This is a genomic window from Amycolatopsis mediterranei, from assembly GCF_026017845.1.
Taxonomy (GTDB): domain Bacteria; phylum Actinomycetota; class Actinomycetes; order Mycobacteriales; family Pseudonocardiaceae; genus Amycolatopsis; species Amycolatopsis mediterranei.
On sequence record NZ_CP100416.1, the window covers coordinates 6068446 to 6084626 of the forward strand.

Consider the following 16181-nt stretch of genomic DNA (forward strand, 5'->3'; position numbering starts at 1 on the left):
GGGTAACCACCCGGACCGGGACGTTTACCCGCTGATCAAGCGGGTACCCGTCGCGCGAGACGAAGGGAGCCGGCATGCCTCAGTCGTGGAGCGGCAAGCGAGAGCGCCAGTACGAGCACATCAAGGACTCGGCCGAGGACCGCGGGGCGAGCACGAAACGGGCCACGGAGATCGCGGCCCGCACGGTGAACAAGAACCGCGCCCAGTCGGGTGAGTCCCGGCAGGCCAGCAAGACGTCGCTGAAGGACAAGTCGCCGCAGCAGCGCGGCGGCGAGCGGTCCGGCAACCGCAAGGGCCCGGGCGGCCCGACGAAGGAGCAGCTGTACAACGAAGCGAAGAAGAAGAACATCGACGGCCGCTCGAAGATGACCAAGAAGGAACTCGAACGGGCGCTGGGCCGGTGACGAAACCCGAAATCCCTGATCACGAAGTGTCAGCATTACACCGGATGGGTAGTACCTCCCGTATGGAAGAACCTCGAAGCGACAGCTCGTTCGGCGGCAAGCAGAGCGTCGACGAGCTGCTCGACGAACTCGTCGAGCTGCGGCTCCCCGCCATGGCGGAGCAGATTCCGCTGGTCAGGATGCTCACGCACGGCGTGGTCTCGCGCGCGGACTTCGGGCTGGACGCCATCGCCGACGCCAAGATGGCCGTCGACGAAGCGTGCGCGCAGCTCGTCCAGCTGGCGGAATTGGGCTCGCAGCTGCAGTGTCGCTTCCGGCTGGCCCCCGACGGCTTGCACGTCATCGTTTCAACCCGATCGAGCGACCCCCGGCCACCGAGTGACCGCACGTTCGGCTGGCACGTCCTGACGACGCTGAGCCGTTCGGTGACCGCGCACTGCGACGCGCTGCCCGGTGGGGGTGCGGGCATCGTCACGATCGAGCTGGTGCTCAACCCGGGAACGAGCGCGTGAGCAGCGAGCGGAAAACCCTCCTCCACCGCCCGGACGAATACGCCCACTGCGAACCGCTGTTCCAGGAACTGGGCAGCCTCGACACCGCTGATCCGCGCCGGGACGTCGTCCGGAGCAAGCTCGTCACCGAGCTGCTCCCGCTGGCCGAGCACATCGCGACCCGGTTCTCCGGCCGCGGCGAGCCCCGCGAAGACCTGGTCCAGGTGGCGCGGATCGGCCTGATCAACGCCGTCGACCGGTTCGACCCCGCCCGGGGGCACGACTTCCTGTCCTTCGCGGTGCCGACCATCATGGGCGAGGTCCGCCGGCACTTCCGCGACACCGGCTGGTCCGTCCGGGTGCCCCGGCGGCTCAAGGAGCTGCACCTTTCGCTGAGCCAGGGCTCGGCGGTGCTCTCCCAGCGCCTGGGCCGTGCCCCGACGCCGACCGAGCTGGCCGAGCACCTGAACCTCGACGTCGACGAGGTCCGCGAAGGTCTGCTCGCGGGCAACGCCTACCAGGCGCTCTCGGTCGACAAGCCGGTGCACGACGACGCCGAGGCGTTGTCGCTGGCCGACACCATGGGGGAACCGGACCACGAGATGGCCATGGTCGAGAACCACGAGGCCCTCCAGCCGCTGCTGCAGGAACTGCCGAAGCGCGAACGCGCGATCCTGGTGATGCGGTTCTTCGGCGGGCTCACGCAGACCCAGATCGCCGACCGCGTCGGGATCTCCCAGATGCACGTCTCCCGGCTGCTGTCGCAGACCCTGGAGCAGCTGCGCGGGAAGCTCACGGGCGAGGGCTAGGAGGCGGCCGGAGCGGCCGCCTCCCGGCGGCTCAACCCAGCCAGCCCGGGCGCCCGCCCTTCCGCAGCCGGCGCCACTCCCGCGCGAACGTCTCGCGCAGCTTCGCGGCCCGCCCGGCGTCCTGGGCGTGGAGCATCCCGAAGGTGAAGGTGTTCTGCCCCTCGCCGTGGCCGGCGATGGCGAGGTGGTGCAGGATTTCCCGGCCGACCACGGTGTCCTGGTGCTCGCCCAGCGTGCCCTGGACGGCCTTGACGTTCTTGCGCCACTTGGCCAGCTTCTTCCCGTACACCGGCTTCACGGTGTCGGCGGCGTAGCGGGCCCGCTTGGCCTTCTTGCGCACGTCGTGCAGGGCCGTCTCCAGCTCGACGCCCGTCAGGCCGCGCGCCGCCGCTTCGGCGCGGCTCAGCTTCTTGGCGGCCTTTCGCAGCGGCTTGCGCAGACCGGCCTTCGCGGGCTTGCGCGCCTTCGCGGTCAGCGGTGGTTCTTCCAGCAGGGTGTCCAGCTTGCGCAGCAGCTGCAGGTAGCGCTTGCCGGTCAGCGCGGCCAGCGCGCGAGCCCGCCCTACCTCCGCCTCACGGGCGAAGTGGCGGGTGAGGAACTGGCGCAGCGGCCCGAACACGAGCTCCGAAGGCACTTCGTCGAGCTGCTCGCGCAGCCGCTCCTCGGTCACCTCGGTGTCCCTGGCCGGCGACAACTCGCGGCCGAGCCACTGCAGCTCGGTCGTGACCGACGCCGTCTCCTTCTCGTCGATGAGCGACCCGAAGGTGCGCAACGTGCTTCGCAGTTTACGGATCGCGACGCGCATCTGGTGGACCGAATCCTCGGCGTCCAGCCGCACCCCGACGTCCGCACGGCGCAACCGGCCGTAGTGCTCGCGCAAAGCCGCCAGCACGACGTCGCCGGCGGACGGCTTCTTGCCGGGCCGCGGCGGCGCCGAGACGCGGTCACCGACGAGGCGGCGCAGTTTCGACGGCCACGGCGAAACCGAGGCACCGGCCTCGGTCAGCGCGTGGTCGAACTCCCCGAGCAGCGCCGGTTCGGCCGCGGGGTCCAGTTCGAGTTCCAGTTCGCGCCACTCGTCGAACCGCGCGGTCGCGCCACCGGCTTCCCCGGTCACGTGGTCGTCGGTGAGGGTCGCGATGGTGCGGCCGCCAGCGTCGGCGAGCCGGTGGGCGAAGCGGTCGGTGCGCAGGTGCGCGATCGGCACCAGCTTCTCCCCCAGCGTGTACGCCCGCACCAGCCGCCGCAGCCGGCCGGGCACCTTGTGCGGGTCGCCGCCCAGCGGCAGCTGCAGCTCCTGCCGCTCGTCGGCCGACACCGGAAGCTTGAGGTGCCAGCCGGCGTCGGGGCCGCCGACGCGCCGCCGCAGCGTGATGCCGCTGCGGGCCAGCCGGAACGTTTCGGTGTCGTAATAGGACGCGTCCAGGACGTGCTCCACGGGGTCGTCCTGGGTTTCGACGCCGCCGACGCCGACCAGGCGGGGCACCCCGCTGCCGGCGACGATCTCGTACTTGCGTTCGCGCTCGGTCACCTGTGACGGCGCTGCCATGGTTCGTCCTCCTCGAAGCGGGTTTACCCGGTGGATACCCGGGCTGCGCGCGGCCGACACGGGATTCGGGGGCGGAGCAGCGGGTATCCCCTTCTGCGAACCCGAGCCCGGACCAGGAGAGTGCATGAACGGCAACCAGTCCGCAACCGACCTGACGACCGTCCTCGCCGGCGACCACCGCGAACTCGACCGGCTCTGCACCGAGCTCGAGCTCGGCCAGGGCAGCCCGGAGAACCGCAAGGACCTCGCCGACCACCTGATCGCGGAGCTGGTCCGCCACTCCGTCGCCGAAGAGCCCTACCTCGACGGCGACGGCGACCTCGCCGAAGCGGACCGCCTGATGCGCCAGCTCGAAGGCGCCGGGCCGCAGGAGACGCGGTTCGAACGCCTGCTGGGCGGGCTGATCCGCGCCGTCCGGCGGCACGTCCGCGAGGAGGGACCCGCGGCCGTGCGCGAGATCGGGCGCACCTGCTCCGCCGACCGGCAGGCCGAACTGGGCCGGGAGGTCCTCGAAACCCGCGAGGCCGCACCCACGCTCCCGCACCCCGATCTCGCCGACCGGGTGCCCCAGGCCGACCAGCTGTGGCCGGGGCCGGGGTTCGTCGACCGGGCCCGTGCCGCCCTGCGCGCCCCGGCATCGGGTTGAATGGAAGGCCTGCACCGCGATCCGGAAGACAGTGAGGACCCATGAGCGTCGGCGAAGAGGAGTGGGCCCGGGAACGGGCCTGGTTCGGGCGGGACGGTGAACCGGAGCCGGGGCCGCTGGCTCGGCAGTTCGCCGACCTCACGCGGACCCTGCTCGACGTGACGCCGACGGTCGCCGGGGTGCTCAAGCTCGTCGTCGGGGCCGCGACCGCGCTCATCCCGGACGCCCACCTGGTCAGCGTCACCCTGCGGGACGCCGACGGCACCTTCCACACCCCGGTCGGCACGGCTCCGATCGCCGAGCAGCTCGACCAGGTGCAGTACGACCACGGCGAAGGCCCCTGCGTCGAGTCGGCGCGCCCGGACGGCCCGGCCGTCGGCTGGTCGCAGGACCTGGGCCGGGACCCGCGCTGGCCGGCGTTCGGCCCGGCCGCCGCCCGCCACGGCTTCCACTCGGTGCTGGCCACCGCCCTGCTCCCGGACGCCCGCCCGCCCCGGCTCTCCGGCGCGCTCAACATCTACTCGCGCACCCCGGGCGCGTTCGACGCGCGGGCAATCGACCTCGCGCTGCTGCTGGCGACGCACGCGTCGCTCGCGCTGGCCCACACCCAGGCCGTGGCCGCGGCCGAACTGGAATCGGCGCATCTGCGCCGGGCGGTGGACAGCCGCGACGTCATCGGCCAGGCGAAGGGCATCTTGATGCAGCGCCGCGGCATCACCGCCGACGAGGCCTTCGACGTGCTGCGCCGCGCGTCGCAGGACCTCAACGTCAAGCTCGCCGATCTGGCGAAGGCCCTCGCCGCCCGGCACACCGAAGTGGACCTGCCGGCCTCGGAGGCCTGAGCCCCCACGCCGCGAAATACACCGAGGGCGGCACTTTCCCGGGAAGTGCCGCCCTCGGTCGCTTCTGCCGAGCCGCTGCTATTGAGCCGAGTACGGGGACCGGTTCTCCAGCGTCGGGCTCGCGGCCGGGTACCGGCCGTCCTGGCCCGGCACCGGGGTGACCGTCGCGGCCTGCTGCTGCTCTGCTGCGTCCACCCGCGGCCGCGGGCCGCGCTGGACGACCGCCTCGACCTCCTGCTCACCGCGGATGCGGGCCAGGACGCCGAGGGTGATCGCGTGGGCCAGGGCGAGGATCAGCAGCAACACGCCGATCCGCCCGACCACGCCAGGCAGGTCGCTGCCGCCCATGTCGATGGTCGAGATGAGCGCCAGCACCCCCAGCGTCGCGAGGTGGAACAACACCGTGACCAGGCGGGTCATCGAAGCGCCCGCCGCCGGGTCGCCGTAGGAGTTCTCCAGGTACCGGCGGCCGCTGCGGTAGATGATCTGCCCGTCTATCACGATCAGCGCAACACCGATCGCGAGGAACGACAGGTACGCGTTCGTGGTCATGCCGGACGCTCCTTCCTGGGGGACCTTGCGGGAGGAATACCCGGCAGGTCGCGCAGGGAAACGCCGTCGTCACGCGGTGAAGACCCCGGACGTGAAACGCGGCGGGGCGGGAGATCATCCCGCCCCGCCGCGACAACTCGTCCCGGACGGGTGACCCCTTGGGTCTACCGCCCCGGGCGGTCCACGTCACCGCGCCAGGCGCCGGTCTCCCGGCCGCCGCGCTGCTCGATGAACTCCTTGAACCGCTTGAGGTCGCCCTTGACGCGGCGGCCGAGCACGCCGAGCTTGTCGGCGACGTTCTCGGCGAAGCCCTCCGGGTCGATGTCCATCTGCGCGGTCACCCGGGTGTGCGAGTCGTCGAGCCGGTGGAAGGTGATGACGCCGGCGTGGTCCGGACCGGAGTCCGACGTCCAGGCGACCCGCTCGTCGGGGTGCTGCTCGGTGATCGTCGCATCGAATTCGCGGGTCACGCCGCCGAACCGCGTCACCCAGTGGGTGTGGGTGGCGTCCACCTGGCGGATTTCTTCGACGCCCTCCATGAATCGGGGGAATTCCTCGAACTGCGTCCACTGGTTGTACGCGGTCGAAACGGGGACTTCCACGTCCACGATTTCGGTGATCGTGCTCATGCACTCCTCCTCGTCGATGGTCGGTACTTCGTCATTGAGGGCACAAAACGGCTACCCGGTGTGCCGGGGGTCAAACCCGGCGCGGTTGACGCGGGCCGGAGCCGGGTACCCGGCGGCCAGGCAAGGAGGTGTTCGGTGATCGAAGAGGTGAACAAGAAGCCGGCTTCCGACCGCTCGGTCGGCGAACTGGTGACGGACCTGACCGACGAGGTCAAGCGGCTCGTCCGGGACGAGATGCGGCTCGCGGCCTTCGAACTGCAGCGCAAGGGCAAGAAGATGGGCCTCGGCGCCGGGTTGTTCGGCGCGGCGGGGCTGTTCGCGTTCCTCGGGGCCGGCACGCTGGTCGCGGCGGCCGTGCTGGCGCTCGCGCTCGTCGTGCCCGGCTGGCTGGCGGCGGTGCTCGTCGCGGTCGCGCTGTTCCTCGTGGCCGGGATCGCGGCCCTGGTCGGCAAGAAGGAAGTGACGCAAGGGGTGCCGCCGGTGCCCGAAGAAGCGATCAGCGGCGTCCGCGAAGACGTGGCGACCGTGAAGCAGGGAGTGCGGACATGAGCGGGGACTTCCCGAAGAACGCCGAGGAAGCACGCCTCGACCGGGACGCCACCCGGGAGGAGCTCACCGAGACCCTGGAAGCGCTCGGGCAGAAGCTCGACGTGAAGGCCAGGGTCAAGGAGAACGTCGACGAAAAGCTCGACCAGGCGACCGCGAAGGTCGCCGACGTGACGAACGAGCCGACCGCGGTCAAGTTCCGCCAGGGCGCCGACGCCGTCCGCGCCAACCCGCTGCCGGTCTTCGCCGGCGTGCTGGGCCTGCTGATCCTGATCCGCCTGATCCTGCGCCGGAGGAACTCGTGAACAAAGCGCTCTACAAGCCGCTGAGCTGGGTGGTGGGTGCCCTCGGCGGCATCCTCGCCGGCCAGGTGTTCAAGCAGGTCTGGAGCCGCGTGGCCGGGGAGGACGATGCCCCCGACGCCACCGACCGCGACTACACCTGGCGTCAGGTGGTCATCGCGGCGGCGGTGCAGGGGGCGATCTTCGGTGCCGTCAAGGCCGCCACCGAACGCGCCGGCGCCGTCGGTTACCGCAAGGCGACCGGCGACTAGCCCGGCGACGACTGAAAGTACGCGGCAGTCACGCCTCCCGGCCGGGCTCGAGGGCCAGGCCGGCGAGCGCGGCGCCGACGCGCGGGTGGATCTTCAGCACCAGGTCGGCGCCGGTGGCTTCGAGCGAACGGGTGACCGCGTGGCCGCCGAGCACGACGGCGAGTTCGGTGCGGGCGTCGGCCTGCAGCAGCGAGCGGACCCCGGCGCAGCTCAGGAAGGCGACCCGGGTCAGGTCGAGTACCAGCCGCTCCCCGGTGGCGAGGGCTTCGTCGAGGATGCCGACCGTGGCGGCGTCGATGTCGCCGACCAGGGTGAGGACGGTGATCCCACCCGGTCGTGCGGTCGTGGTGACGGTGAGGCCGGACGGTTCGTAGATCGTGCGGAAACAGTCGTACATGGCGCTCCCTATGCTCAGCGGTGCAGGGGCGCTGACCGGAGCACGTGTCTGAACAACAGCCAACCCCCCTGACCGTACGCCCCTGGGGGGTGAGGTCAACCCCGCGGGTTTCCCGGCTCCGGCCTCGGGTAATCCGTTCGGGACGCAGATCCGGCCCCGGAAGGAGATCCATGCGTGTCGTGATCGTCGGCGGCGGTTTCGCCGGATACCACGCCGCGAAAAGCCTGCGGAAGGAAGCCGGCGATGACGTCGAAGTCGTCGTGCTGAACCCGACGGATTACTTCCTCTACCTGCCGTTGCTGCCCGAAGTGGCGGCCGGGATCCTCGACCCGCGGCGCGTCGCGGTTTCGATTCCCGAAACGCTGCCCGGTGTCCGGCTCGTCCTCGGCGTGGCCACCGGGGTGGACTTCGATTCCCGCCACGTCACCTACACCGACCCCGAGGACAACGAGCACCGGATCGGGTACGACCGGCTGGTGCTGGCCGCGGGCAGCGTCAACAAGCTGTTGCCGATCCCGGGCGTCCCGGAGTACGCGCACGGCTTCCGCGGCGTGCCGGAAGCGCTGTACCTGCGCGACCACATCACCCGGCAGATCGAACTGGCCGCCGCGGCCGAAGACCCGGCCGAACGCGACGCGCGCTGCACGTTCGTGGTGGTCGGGGCCGGCTACACCGGCACCGAGGTCGCCGCGCAGGGTCCCGCGTTCACCGCGGCGCTCGCCGCGCGCCACCCCGAGCTGGCCGGGCAGCGGATCCGCTGGCTGCTGGTGGACGTCGCCGAGCGGGTGCTGCCCGAGCTCGCCGGGCGGCTCGGCCGGACCGCCGATCAGGTGCTGCGCTCGCGCGGGGTCGAGGTGCTCATGAAGACCTCGGTCGACCACGCCGACGCCAAGGGCGTCACGCTGACCAACGGCGACGCCGTGCCGGCCCGCACCCTCGTGTGGTGCGTCGGCGTGCGGCCGGACCCGCTGGTGGCCGGCCTGGGGCTCGAGACCGCGAAGGGCCGGTTGGTGGTCACCGAGCAGCTGAACGTGCCGGGCCGCGACGACGTGTTCGCCTGCGGCGACGCGGCCGCGGTGCCCGACCTCACCCGTCCCGGCCAGTACACCGCGATGACCGCGCAGCACGCCGAGCGCCAAGGCAGGCTCGCCGGACGCAACGTGGCGGCGTCGCTCGGGTACGGCCGCCGGGGCACCTACCGCCACCACGACCTCGGCTTCGTCGTCGACCTCGGGGCCGGCGCCGCCGCGGCGAACCCGCTGCACATCCCGCTGTCCGGGCGCCCCGCGAAGGCCGTGACCCGCGGCTACCACCTCATGGCGATGCCGGGCAACCGCCTGCGCACGGCCGTCGACTGGCTCCTGGAGGCGCTGACCGGCCGCCAGACCGTCCAATTGGGACTCGTCCGCTCCGGTGCCGTGCCGCTCGACACGGACAGCCCGGAACTCCCCCGCCGCTGAACTCCCTTTCGGTGAAAGGAAAGCCCATGCCCGCCGAACCCGAACCCGTCCGTTCCGAAGGTCCCGCCGTGGTGACCGCCGGGGACCCGTCGGGGGCCAAGGTGATCGTCCTCGACCCGGCGGGCGCCGCGAAGCACGACGAGCTGCCCGCGACCTGGCGGCCGCTGGCGGAGAAGCGCGCCGTGTTCTGGTGCCGGGTGCCCGCCGGCGGCGCGCTGACCGAAGCCGACGACCTCCTCGGCGACGCCGGCCCGGGCGATCCCGAGATCGCCGTGGTGGCGAGCGGCCCGTTCGCGGCGGAAGCGCTGCAGCTGGTCGAGCGGCACCCGGGCGCAGCGACGCACCTGCTCCTGGTCGACCCGGCCTCGGACGCGTTCCTCGCCTCCGACGACGCCGTCCAGGCCAACGAAGCCTGGCTCGCCGAACACGACGACGTCGTCGCCAAGCTGCGCGAGGCGGGCACGGACGTGCGGGTGGTGGCGTCGAGCACCGAGAGCCGGGAAGACCGCGTGCCGCCGCCGCTGCCGCTCGGCCACCCCCAGGTCGTCACGGCGGTGCGCCGGGTGCTCGGCGAAAACTAGCGGCCGGAGGCGAGGTCGACGAAGGCCCGCACCACCGGGGACGCCGAGCCGGCCCGCCAGGCCAGGCCGAGGTCGATCCTCGGTGGCGGGTCGTCCAGCCGGCGCAGGACCACGCCGGGGCGGCGCAGTGCCCGGGCCCGGTGTTCCGGGACCGCCGCGAGGCCCGCGCCTTCGGCGACCGCGCGCATCAGCTGCTCGTCCTCGGGTTCTTCGCGGACGATCGGGGGCAGCCCGCCCGGCCAGACCTGGCCGCTGATCGCGTCGTACTGGCCGGGGCCGTTCTCCCGCGGCCAGAACACCACCGGCTCGGCGGCGATCGCGGCCCGCCGCACCCAGCCGCGGCGGCGGGCGAGCGGGTGGCCGGACGGCAGCGCGAGCAGGACCTCCTCCGACCCGACCACCGCGACCTCGATGTCCGGCGCGGTGACCGGCGGCCGCACGAAGCCGACGTCGATCTCACCCGCCGCCAGCCGGGCCAGGTTCAGGCTGGTCCAGCCCGTTTCCAGGGCCAGTTCGACGTCCGGGTGCCGCTCGCGGTAGGCCGCGACCAGGTCGCCGGCCAGCGGGCCGGGCGCCGAACGCGTGTAGGCGATCCGCAGCCGCCCGGCGTCGCCCCGGCCGGCCGCGGTGATCGCGCCCCGGGCCCGGTCCAGCCGGTCGAGCAGGTCACGTGCTTCGGCGGCGGCCACCCGCCCGGCGTCGGTCAACGCGAAGCGCGGGCCCGTGCGGTCGAGCAGCGCGACCCCCAGGTCCGCCTCGAAGGCGCGGATCTGCTGGCTCAGCGACGGCTGGGACACGAACAGCCGGGCGGCCGCCTTCGTGAAGTGCATCTCCTCGGCGAGCACGGCGAAGTAGTGCCATCGGCGCAGGTCCACCCAGCGATTATAAGGCGTTCCTATGGTCTGATCGGGACGAAGTCTTGGACGTCCCACCCGGCGCGCTGCTGTCCTGATCCCGTGACCACGACCAGCGCGCCCCGCACCCGCACCGACCGCAAGCTGCTCGCCCTCGCCGCCGCGGCGGACCGGCGGCTCGCCGCCCCGCTGGCCGGGTTCGTCGACCTGGCCACCGTCCGGGAAGCCGTCGAAGACCTGACGGAGGCGTTCGCGCCGCTCGGGCGGGTCCAGCACACGGTCGCCGCCAAGGCGTGCGGCTTGGCGCCCCTCCTGCGGTTCCTCGGCGACCTCGGGATCGACGCCGAGGTCGCGAGCCCGGGCGAGACGGCGGTCGCGGAGGCCGCGGGCCTGCGCGGCCCGCGGCTCGTGCTCGACTCCCCCGCCAAGACCACCGCCGAGCTCGCGCACGCACTGGCCGAGGGCACCGCGGTCAACGCCGACAACTTCCAGGAGCTCGCCCGGCTCGACCGGCTGGTCGGCGCGGCACCGCCGCGGTCGGTGCTGGGCCTGCGGATCAACCCGCAGGTCGGGGCCGGCCGGATCGGCGACACCAGCACCGCGACCGCGGCGTCGAAGTTCGGCATTCCGTTGCGCGACAACGGAAGCCGGGCACTGCTGCGCGAAGCTTTCACGCGCCGGCCGTGGCTGACGCGGCTGCACGTCCACGTCGGCTCGCAGGGCTGCCCGCCGGAGCTGATGGCCGACGGCGTCGCCGCGGCGCACGAACTCGCCGAAGAGATCAACGCCGAAGCCGGGTACCGGCAGGTGACGAGTCTCGACCTCGGCGGCGGGCTGCCGGTGGACTTCACCTCCGACGCACCCGGCCCGACGTACGCCGGCTACGTCGCGACGCTGCTGGCGCGGGTGCCTTCCCTGGGCGACGGGCGCTACGCGTTCGTCACCGAGTTCGGCCGCTCCCTGCTGGCGAAGAGCGGTTTCTTGGTCAGCACGGTGGAGTACACGAAGGTCGCCGGGGGCCGGCACATCGCCGTGACGCACGCGGGCGGCCAGGTGGCGGCGCGCACGGTGCTCCAGCCGGAGCACTGGCCGCTGCGGATCGGCGCGTTCGACGCCACGGGCGTCCCGAAGACGGGACCCGAGGTGGCGCAGGACATCGCCGGTCCCCTGTGCTTCGCCGGCGACCTCCTCGCCCGGGAGCGACCGCTGCCGTTGCTGGAACCGGGCGATCTCGTCGTCGCCCACGACACCGGCGCGTACTACTTCGGCGCGCACTACGCGTACAACACGCTGCCGCGTCCGGCTGTGTACGGGTTCACCGTGTCCGGCCGCGGCGACGTGGAGTTCACGCCGCTGCGCCGCGCGCAGACCCTCGACGAGCTGGTCGCCGACGCCGGCGGCGAGTTCCTCGGAGCGCGCCCGGAAGCGTGATCGACCGCGTACCATCCCCGGCAGCCGAGGGGAGGCCGCCATGGGGGCTGCTCGCGATCTACCGCGGTTCGCCGCGCTGCCGGTGGGGATCGTCGTCGCGGTCCAGGCCGTCGTGCTGACGGCGTTGTCCGGGCGCTACGGCTTCCACCGCGACGAGCTGTACTTCGTCGCCTCGGGCCGCCGGCCGGACTGGGGGTACGTCGACAACCCGCCGATCACGCCGTGGCTCGCCCGGGCGTCGACGGCATTGTTCGGCGAGACGCCCGCGGGCCTGCGGGTGATCGCGACCCTGCTGGGCATGGCGACGGTGGTGGTCGTCGCGCTGATCGCCCGCGAGTTCGGCGGCGGCCGCGGCGTCCAGCTGTTCACCGCGCTCGCGACGGCGCTGTCGTCCTACGTCCTGGTCGTCTCGCACATGCTGGCGACCAACTCCGCGGACGTGCTGCTGTGGTCGCTGATCGCGCTCTTCGGCCTGCGGCTGCTGCGCACCGGCGACGGCCGGTGGTGGCTCGCCGTCGGTGCCGCCGCCGGACTCGGCCTGGCGAACAAGTGGCTCGTCCTGCTCCTGCTGTCCGGGCTCGGCCTCGGCGTCGCCATCGCCGGGCCGCTCCGGGTGCTGCGGACCTGGTGGCTCGCCGCAGGCGTCGGGATCGCCGCCGTCCTGGCCGCGCCGGTGGTGCTCTGGCAGGCCTTGCACGGCTGGCCGCTGCTCACCGTGGCCGGCGGGATCAGCGCGGACGACGGCGGCGAGAACCGCCTCTTGTTCGTGCCGATGCAGCTGCTGCTCCTTTCGCCGGTGCTGGTGCCGGTGTGGATTGCCGGGCTGGTGCGGCCGTGGCGCGACCCCGCCCTGCGCTGGGCCCGTCCGCTGGCCATCGCCTATCCGGTGGTCTGCGCCGAGCTCCTGGTGCTCGGCGGGAAGCCGTACTACTCGGTGCCGTTGCTGCTGCCGCTGGTGGCGCTGGGCGCGGAACCGGTGCTGCGGTGGCTGGGCCGCGGCGGGGCGACGCGGCGGGCGCTCACCGGCGCGGCCGCCGCGGTGTGCGTGGCCGTGTCCGTCCTCATCGGACTCCCGGTCGTGCCGGCGTCGACGCTGAACGGCCCGCTGCTGGCGATGAACAAGGAGCCGGGCGAGCAGGTCGGCTGGCCGGACTTCGCCGGCAGCGTCGCGGGGGCGTGGCGGCGGATCCCGGACGCCGAGCGCGACACCGCGGTCATCCTCGCCGGCAACTACGGCGAAGCCGGGGCGATCGAGCGCTACGGTCCCGAGCTCGGGCTGCCGCAGCCGTATTCGCCGCACATGTCGTACGCGGACTGGGGGCCACCCCCGGACCGGCTGGTCGGCCCGGTGCTGCTCGTCGGGCGGATCCGGCCCGGCTCCCCCGCGGCCCGGCTGATCACCGGGTGCCGCGCGGTCGCCAAGCACCACAACACCGAAGGCGTCGACAACGACGAGGAAGGTGTCGTGCTTTCGCTGTGCACACTGACGCGGCCGTGGTCCGCGGCGTGGCCCCAGCTGCGCCACTACTACTGAGCGGCCGCGTCAGTGTCCGCACCGGCAAGAACGCCGGCCGCTAGCTCCAGGCGATCTTGAACACCCACGTGTAGCGGCCCGCCTGCCGGGCCGCGGCCGGGACGTCGATCACCAGCGAGCCGTTCTCCACCGTCCAGTGCAGCGCGCCGCGGTAGCCGAGCATGGTCACCCGGTCACCCGCGCGGATCGGCACCGGGGCGTCCACCACCACGCGGCTGCCCGGCGCGGTCAGCGAGTGCACGTAGAACGCCTCGTTCTGCTTGACCGTGAACCGCAGGTCGCCGAGCTGGGCCATCCTCGACCAGTACGTGGTCCCGTAGATGGCCTCGCCGTTGACCTTCAGCCACGCGCCCGCGTCCCGCAGGTGCTTGCGCATGACGTCCGGGATCGTGCCGTCGAAGTCCGGGCCGATGTCGAGCAGGAAGTTGCCGTTCTTCGAGACGATGTCGACGAGCGTCCGGACGACCTCCTCCGCCGTCATGTACTTCTCGTCGGGGGTCGCGCGGTTGTAGCCGTAGGAGAACGGGTCGAGGCCCCGGCTCGACTCCCACTTCGCCACCACGGTGTTCGGGTACGTCGTGTACTCCGGCGTCGTGAAGTCGTGGTCCGGGATGCCGCCGCGGTCGTTGTAGGTGACGTCCTTGGGGCGCCTGCGGTTCTTCGCGCGGTTGAAGTACTCGGTGAGCACGGTCCGGCTGTCGTTGACGCCGCCGATGTCGAACCACAGGACGTCGGGGTCGAACTCCGAGATCAGCTCCAGCACCTGGGGCGCCTGGTAGTCGCGGACGAAGTCCTTGCCCGCGGTGTAGCCGGTGTAGGGCAGCGGCGCGCCGGTGTAGGGGTTGCGCGGCGCGTGGCCCATCCACGGGTTGTCCGGGTTGAACCACTCCGGCAGCGAGAAGTACAAGCCGTTGCGCAGCTGCGGGGTGTACTTCCGCGACGCCGCGAAGAGCTCGTCGACGATGTTGCGCTTCGGCCCGAGCTTCACGGAGTTGCGGTCGCTGACCTTCGTGTCCCACAACGCGAAGCCGTCGTGGTGCTTGGACGTCAGGACGTAGTACTCCGCGCCCGCGTCCGCGATGAGGTTCAGCCAGGAACGCGGGTCGAACTTCGCCGCGGTGAAGAGCGGGATGAAGTCGTCGTAGGTGAAGTTCTCGCCGTACTTCTGCCGGTGGTAGGCGTAGGTCGCGCCGTTCGGGTCCTGCTGGTTCTGCCAGTACCACTCCGCGTACTGCTGCCCCACGGGCGCCCACGCGGGCACGGCGTACACGCCCCAGTGGATGAAGATGCCGAACTTGGCGTCGTCGAACCAGTAGGGCGCGCGGTGCGTCGAGAGCGAAGCGTCGGCCGGCCGGAAGTCCGGGACGCCGAGGGTGATCGGGACCTGCTGCGTGGCGAGCGTGCCGCGGCCGGCGGTGACGCGGATCTGGCCGTTCGTGGTGGTGCCGGGCGGCACGGACGCGTTCGGCGCCAGCCCGAGCCGGACCGTCGCCTGCTCCCCCGGCGCCAGCGAACGGACGGTCGCGGGCACGGTCGTCCGGCCGCCGGGGACGTCGACGGTGACGCTCACCCGGTCGCCCGCGCCGAGCCACACGGTCCCGGCGTTGACGATGGTCGCCTCGGCGGCCTGCGGCCCGCCGTCGGTCAGCAGGTTCGCCGTCGAGCGGCCGTCCAGGATCAGCGCCGAGCGGCCCACGGCGACCGGCTGGAGGGTGAGCGCGAAGACGTGCAGGCTGGCGACGTTCGGTGCCGGGTTCGCCGTCACCGGCAGGGTCAGCGCGACGGCTTCGCGCGCCGGGTCGATCCAGACCTGGCCGGTGGCCAGCGAAACCGGGTTGTTGTCGACGACACCGCCGGGCGCGTAGCGGAACGGCGAGACGAGCGCGCCGCTGCCGGTGTACCAGTCGGGGCCGGACAGGGAGCCGGTGCTCGTGCTGCCGTCGGCGTAGTGCACGGTCGCCGCGCCGCCCGCCGCGCCGTAGCTGCCGGCGACCAGGAAGTACCCGACGAAGTAGCGGCCCTTCGGCAGGTCGATCCGCTGGCCGGTGGCGGCGATGTTGTTCTTCGCCCCGGCGGCCGCGGACCCGAGCCGGAACGGGACGCCGCCGGCGGTGACGATCTGCCCGGACGGCAGGTGCTCGGCCGGGAAGGTGTAGCCGGACCCGTCGAAGTCGCCGCCGGTGGCCGACGCGCTGTCGATGCCGTCGCATGTGAACCAGGGGTCGAGGGCGACCGGGACCGGCGGCGGGGGCGGGACGATCGGGGTGTCGGCGCGGTCGGGGGCGGCGTCCACGGGGATGGCGGCGCCGGCCGGGGTGTGGCCGGCCACGCCGAGCGCGACGGCACCTCCCAGCGCGATACCGAGGGCTTGACGGCGGGGGAAGGTCGGCACTGAGCCTCCAGGGATCGGATGACTACGGCGGGATCACGGCAGAGTTAGCCCCCAGGAGGCGCATCTGTCGCTGGCGGAACTGATTCATCCGATGAATGAGCCTGCTTGGTGGCCTTCGCCGTGTCAAGAGGCCAACTGGCCCGATCGTGATGAACCGTGCTCGTGTTCGCCGCGTATCCCTAGGTAACGAGCTGCAGCCCTCGCCGTCAGAACCCAGCCGCACCGAAAGGCCAGACCGATGTCCACCGACCCGAACGCGCTGAGCCGCCGTGCGATCGCCATGCTCAAGGCGATCGCCGACGGGCGCGCCGAGCTCCGCTGCAGCTGCGAACCCGACCTCCGCGTGGACGGCCTGTCGTGCTGCGACCAGAACACCGCCCACGACCTCGCCCGCGCCGGGCTGGTCAGAGCCACCCGGCTCGTCGCGCCCGGCCAGTGGGCCCCCGCCGAACTGACCGACGCGGGCCACCGCGCCCTGACCGGATTTCCCGCCGCCGCAGCTTGAGCCTCC

Annotated in this window: 19 protein-coding genes; 13 read left to right on the forward strand and 6 right to left on the reverse strand. The window is 72.4% G+C overall.

Annotation, left to right across the window (positions count from 1 at the left end; genetic code table 11):
- The first annotated feature begins 74 nt into the window (after nucleotides 1-74).
- From ISP_RS27125 to ISP_RS27135, 3 genes are all read left to right on the forward strand, one after another.
- Nucleotides 75-404 (forward strand): hypothetical protein, encoded by a 330-nt coding sequence (locus ISP_RS27125; RefSeq protein ID WP_013227035.1) that lies wholly within the window; start codon nucleotides 75-77, stop codon nucleotides 402-404.
- A gap of 62 nt (nucleotides 405-466) precedes the next feature.
- Nucleotides 467-916: an ATP-binding protein gene (locus tag ISP_RS27130; RefSeq protein ID WP_013227036.1), complete on the forward strand. Its 450-nt coding sequence runs from the start codon at nucleotides 467-469 to the stop codon at nucleotides 914-916.
- Complete coding sequence (locus tag ISP_RS27135; protein WP_013227037.1) at nucleotides 913-1704, forward strand: SigB/SigF/SigG family RNA polymerase sigma factor; 792 nt, start codon at nucleotides 913-915, stop codon at nucleotides 1702-1704. Before ISP_RS27130 ends, ISP_RS27135 begins: the two co-directional genes overlap by 4 nt.
- 31 nt (nucleotides 1705-1735) lie before the next feature.
- On the opposite strand, the gene ISP_RS27140 is transcribed toward ISP_RS27135, so the two are convergent.
- On the reverse strand, nucleotides 1736-3253 hold the full coding sequence (locus ISP_RS27140) for a CYTH and CHAD domain-containing protein (protein ID WP_013227038.1): 1518 nt from the start codon (nucleotides 3251-3253) through the stop codon (nucleotides 1736-1738).
- Between the two features lie 124 nt (nucleotides 3254-3377).
- On the opposite strand from ISP_RS27140, the gene ISP_RS27145 reads away from it, so the two are divergent.
- Together ISP_RS27145 and ISP_RS27150 are read left to right on the forward strand one after the other, a co-directional pair.
- The gene (locus ISP_RS27145) at nucleotides 3378-3899 is read left to right on the forward strand and encodes a hemerythrin domain-containing protein (protein ID WP_013227039.1); all 522 of its coding nucleotides are present in this window, start codon (nucleotides 3378-3380) and stop codon (nucleotides 3897-3899) included.
- Between the two features lie 41 nt (nucleotides 3900-3940).
- Nucleotides 3941-4741: a GAF and ANTAR domain-containing protein gene (locus ISP_RS27150; protein WP_013227040.1), complete on the forward strand. Its 801-nt coding sequence runs from the start codon at nucleotides 3941-3943 to the stop codon at nucleotides 4739-4741.
- 78 nt (nucleotides 4742-4819) lie between these two features.
- On the opposite strand, the gene ISP_RS27155 is transcribed toward ISP_RS27150, so the two are convergent.
- Both ISP_RS27155 and ISP_RS27160 read right to left on the reverse strand, forming a co-directional pair.
- Nucleotides 4820-5293, reverse strand: coding sequence for a hypothetical protein (locus ISP_RS27155; protein ID WP_013227041.1), 474 nt, complete (start codon nucleotides 5291-5293; stop codon nucleotides 4820-4822).
- 164 nt (nucleotides 5294-5457) lie between these two features.
- Nucleotides 5458-5922, reverse strand: coding sequence for an SRPBCC family protein (locus ISP_RS27160; protein WP_013227042.1), 465 nt, complete (start codon nucleotides 5920-5922; stop codon nucleotides 5458-5460).
- Between the two features lie 135 nt (nucleotides 5923-6057).
- On the opposite strand from ISP_RS27160, the gene ISP_RS27165 reads away from it, so the two are divergent.
- The 3 genes from ISP_RS27165 to ISP_RS27175 are packed head-to-tail and all read left to right on the forward strand — an operon-like array spanning nucleotide 6058 to nucleotide 7021.
- Nucleotides 6058-6471, forward strand: a complete 414-nt coding sequence (locus ISP_RS27165; RefSeq protein ID WP_013227043.1) for a phage holin family protein — start codon at nucleotides 6058-6060, stop codon at nucleotides 6469-6471.
- Nucleotides 6468-6773 carry a DUF3618 domain-containing protein gene (locus tag ISP_RS27170; RefSeq protein ID WP_013227044.1) on the forward strand — a complete coding sequence of 102 codons (306 nt, stop codon included), beginning with the start codon at nucleotides 6468-6470 and terminating at the stop codon, nucleotides 6771-6773. Before ISP_RS27165 ends, ISP_RS27170 begins: the two co-directional genes overlap by 4 nt.
- On the forward strand, nucleotides 6770-7021 hold the full coding sequence (locus ISP_RS27175) for a DUF4235 domain-containing protein (RefSeq protein ID WP_013227045.1): 252 nt from the start codon (nucleotides 6770-6772) through the stop codon (nucleotides 7019-7021). The genes ISP_RS27170 and ISP_RS27175 overlap by 4 nt, the downstream gene beginning before the upstream one ends.
- Before the next feature lie 28 nt (nucleotides 7022-7049).
- On the opposite strand, the gene ISP_RS27180 is transcribed toward ISP_RS27175, so the two are convergent.
- Complete coding sequence (locus tag ISP_RS27180; protein WP_013227046.1) at nucleotides 7050-7418, reverse strand: STAS domain-containing protein; 369 nt, start codon at nucleotides 7416-7418, stop codon at nucleotides 7050-7052.
- Nucleotides 7419-7588: 170 nt separating this feature from the next.
- Between ISP_RS27180 and ISP_RS27185 the strand changes: the two genes are divergently transcribed.
- Together ISP_RS27185 and ISP_RS27190 are read left to right on the forward strand one after the other, a co-directional pair.
- On the forward strand, nucleotides 7589-8878 hold the full coding sequence (locus tag ISP_RS27185) for an NAD(P)/FAD-dependent oxidoreductase (protein WP_013227047.1): 1290 nt from the start codon (nucleotides 7589-7591) through the stop codon (nucleotides 8876-8878).
- Nucleotides 8879-8904: 26 nt separating this feature from the next.
- Entirely contained in the window at nucleotides 8905-9459 is a 555-nt protein-coding gene (locus ISP_RS27190) for a hypothetical protein (RefSeq protein ID WP_013227048.1), read from the forward strand.
- On the opposite strand, the gene ISP_RS27195 is transcribed toward ISP_RS27190, so the two are convergent.
- Nucleotides 9456-10334 (reverse strand): LysR family transcriptional regulator, encoded by an 879-nt coding sequence (locus tag ISP_RS27195; protein ID WP_013227049.1) that lies wholly within the window; start codon nucleotides 10332-10334, stop codon nucleotides 9456-9458. The genes ISP_RS27190 and ISP_RS27195 overlap by 4 nt on opposite strands.
- 81 nt (nucleotides 10335-10415) lie before the next feature.
- Between ISP_RS27195 and ISP_RS27200 the strand changes: the two genes are divergently transcribed.
- Nucleotides 10416-11744: a type III PLP-dependent enzyme domain-containing protein gene (locus tag ISP_RS27200; protein WP_013227050.1), complete on the forward strand. Its 1329-nt coding sequence runs from the start codon at nucleotides 10416-10418 to the stop codon at nucleotides 11742-11744.
- A 40-nt stretch (nucleotides 11745-11784) separates the two neighbouring features.
- Nucleotides 11785-13278, forward strand: coding sequence for an ArnT family glycosyltransferase (locus tag ISP_RS27205; protein ID WP_013227051.1), 1494 nt, complete (start codon nucleotides 11785-11787; stop codon nucleotides 13276-13278).
- A 40-nt stretch (nucleotides 13279-13318) separates the two neighbouring features.
- On the opposite strand, the gene ISP_RS27210 is transcribed toward ISP_RS27205, so the two are convergent.
- Nucleotides 13319-15670 (reverse strand): alpha-L-fucosidase, encoded by a 2352-nt coding sequence (locus tag ISP_RS27210; RefSeq protein WP_013227052.1) that lies wholly within the window; start codon nucleotides 15668-15670, stop codon nucleotides 13319-13321.
- A gap of 238 nt (nucleotides 15671-15908) precedes the next feature.
- Here ISP_RS27210 and ISP_RS27215 point away from each other — a divergent pair, with 238 nt between their 5' ends.
- The gene (locus tag ISP_RS27215; protein ID WP_013227053.1) at nucleotides 15909-16175 is read left to right on the forward strand and encodes a hypothetical protein; all 267 of its coding nucleotides are present in this window, start codon (nucleotides 15909-15911) and stop codon (nucleotides 16173-16175) included.
- Nucleotides 16176-16181: the final 6 nt, after the last annotated feature.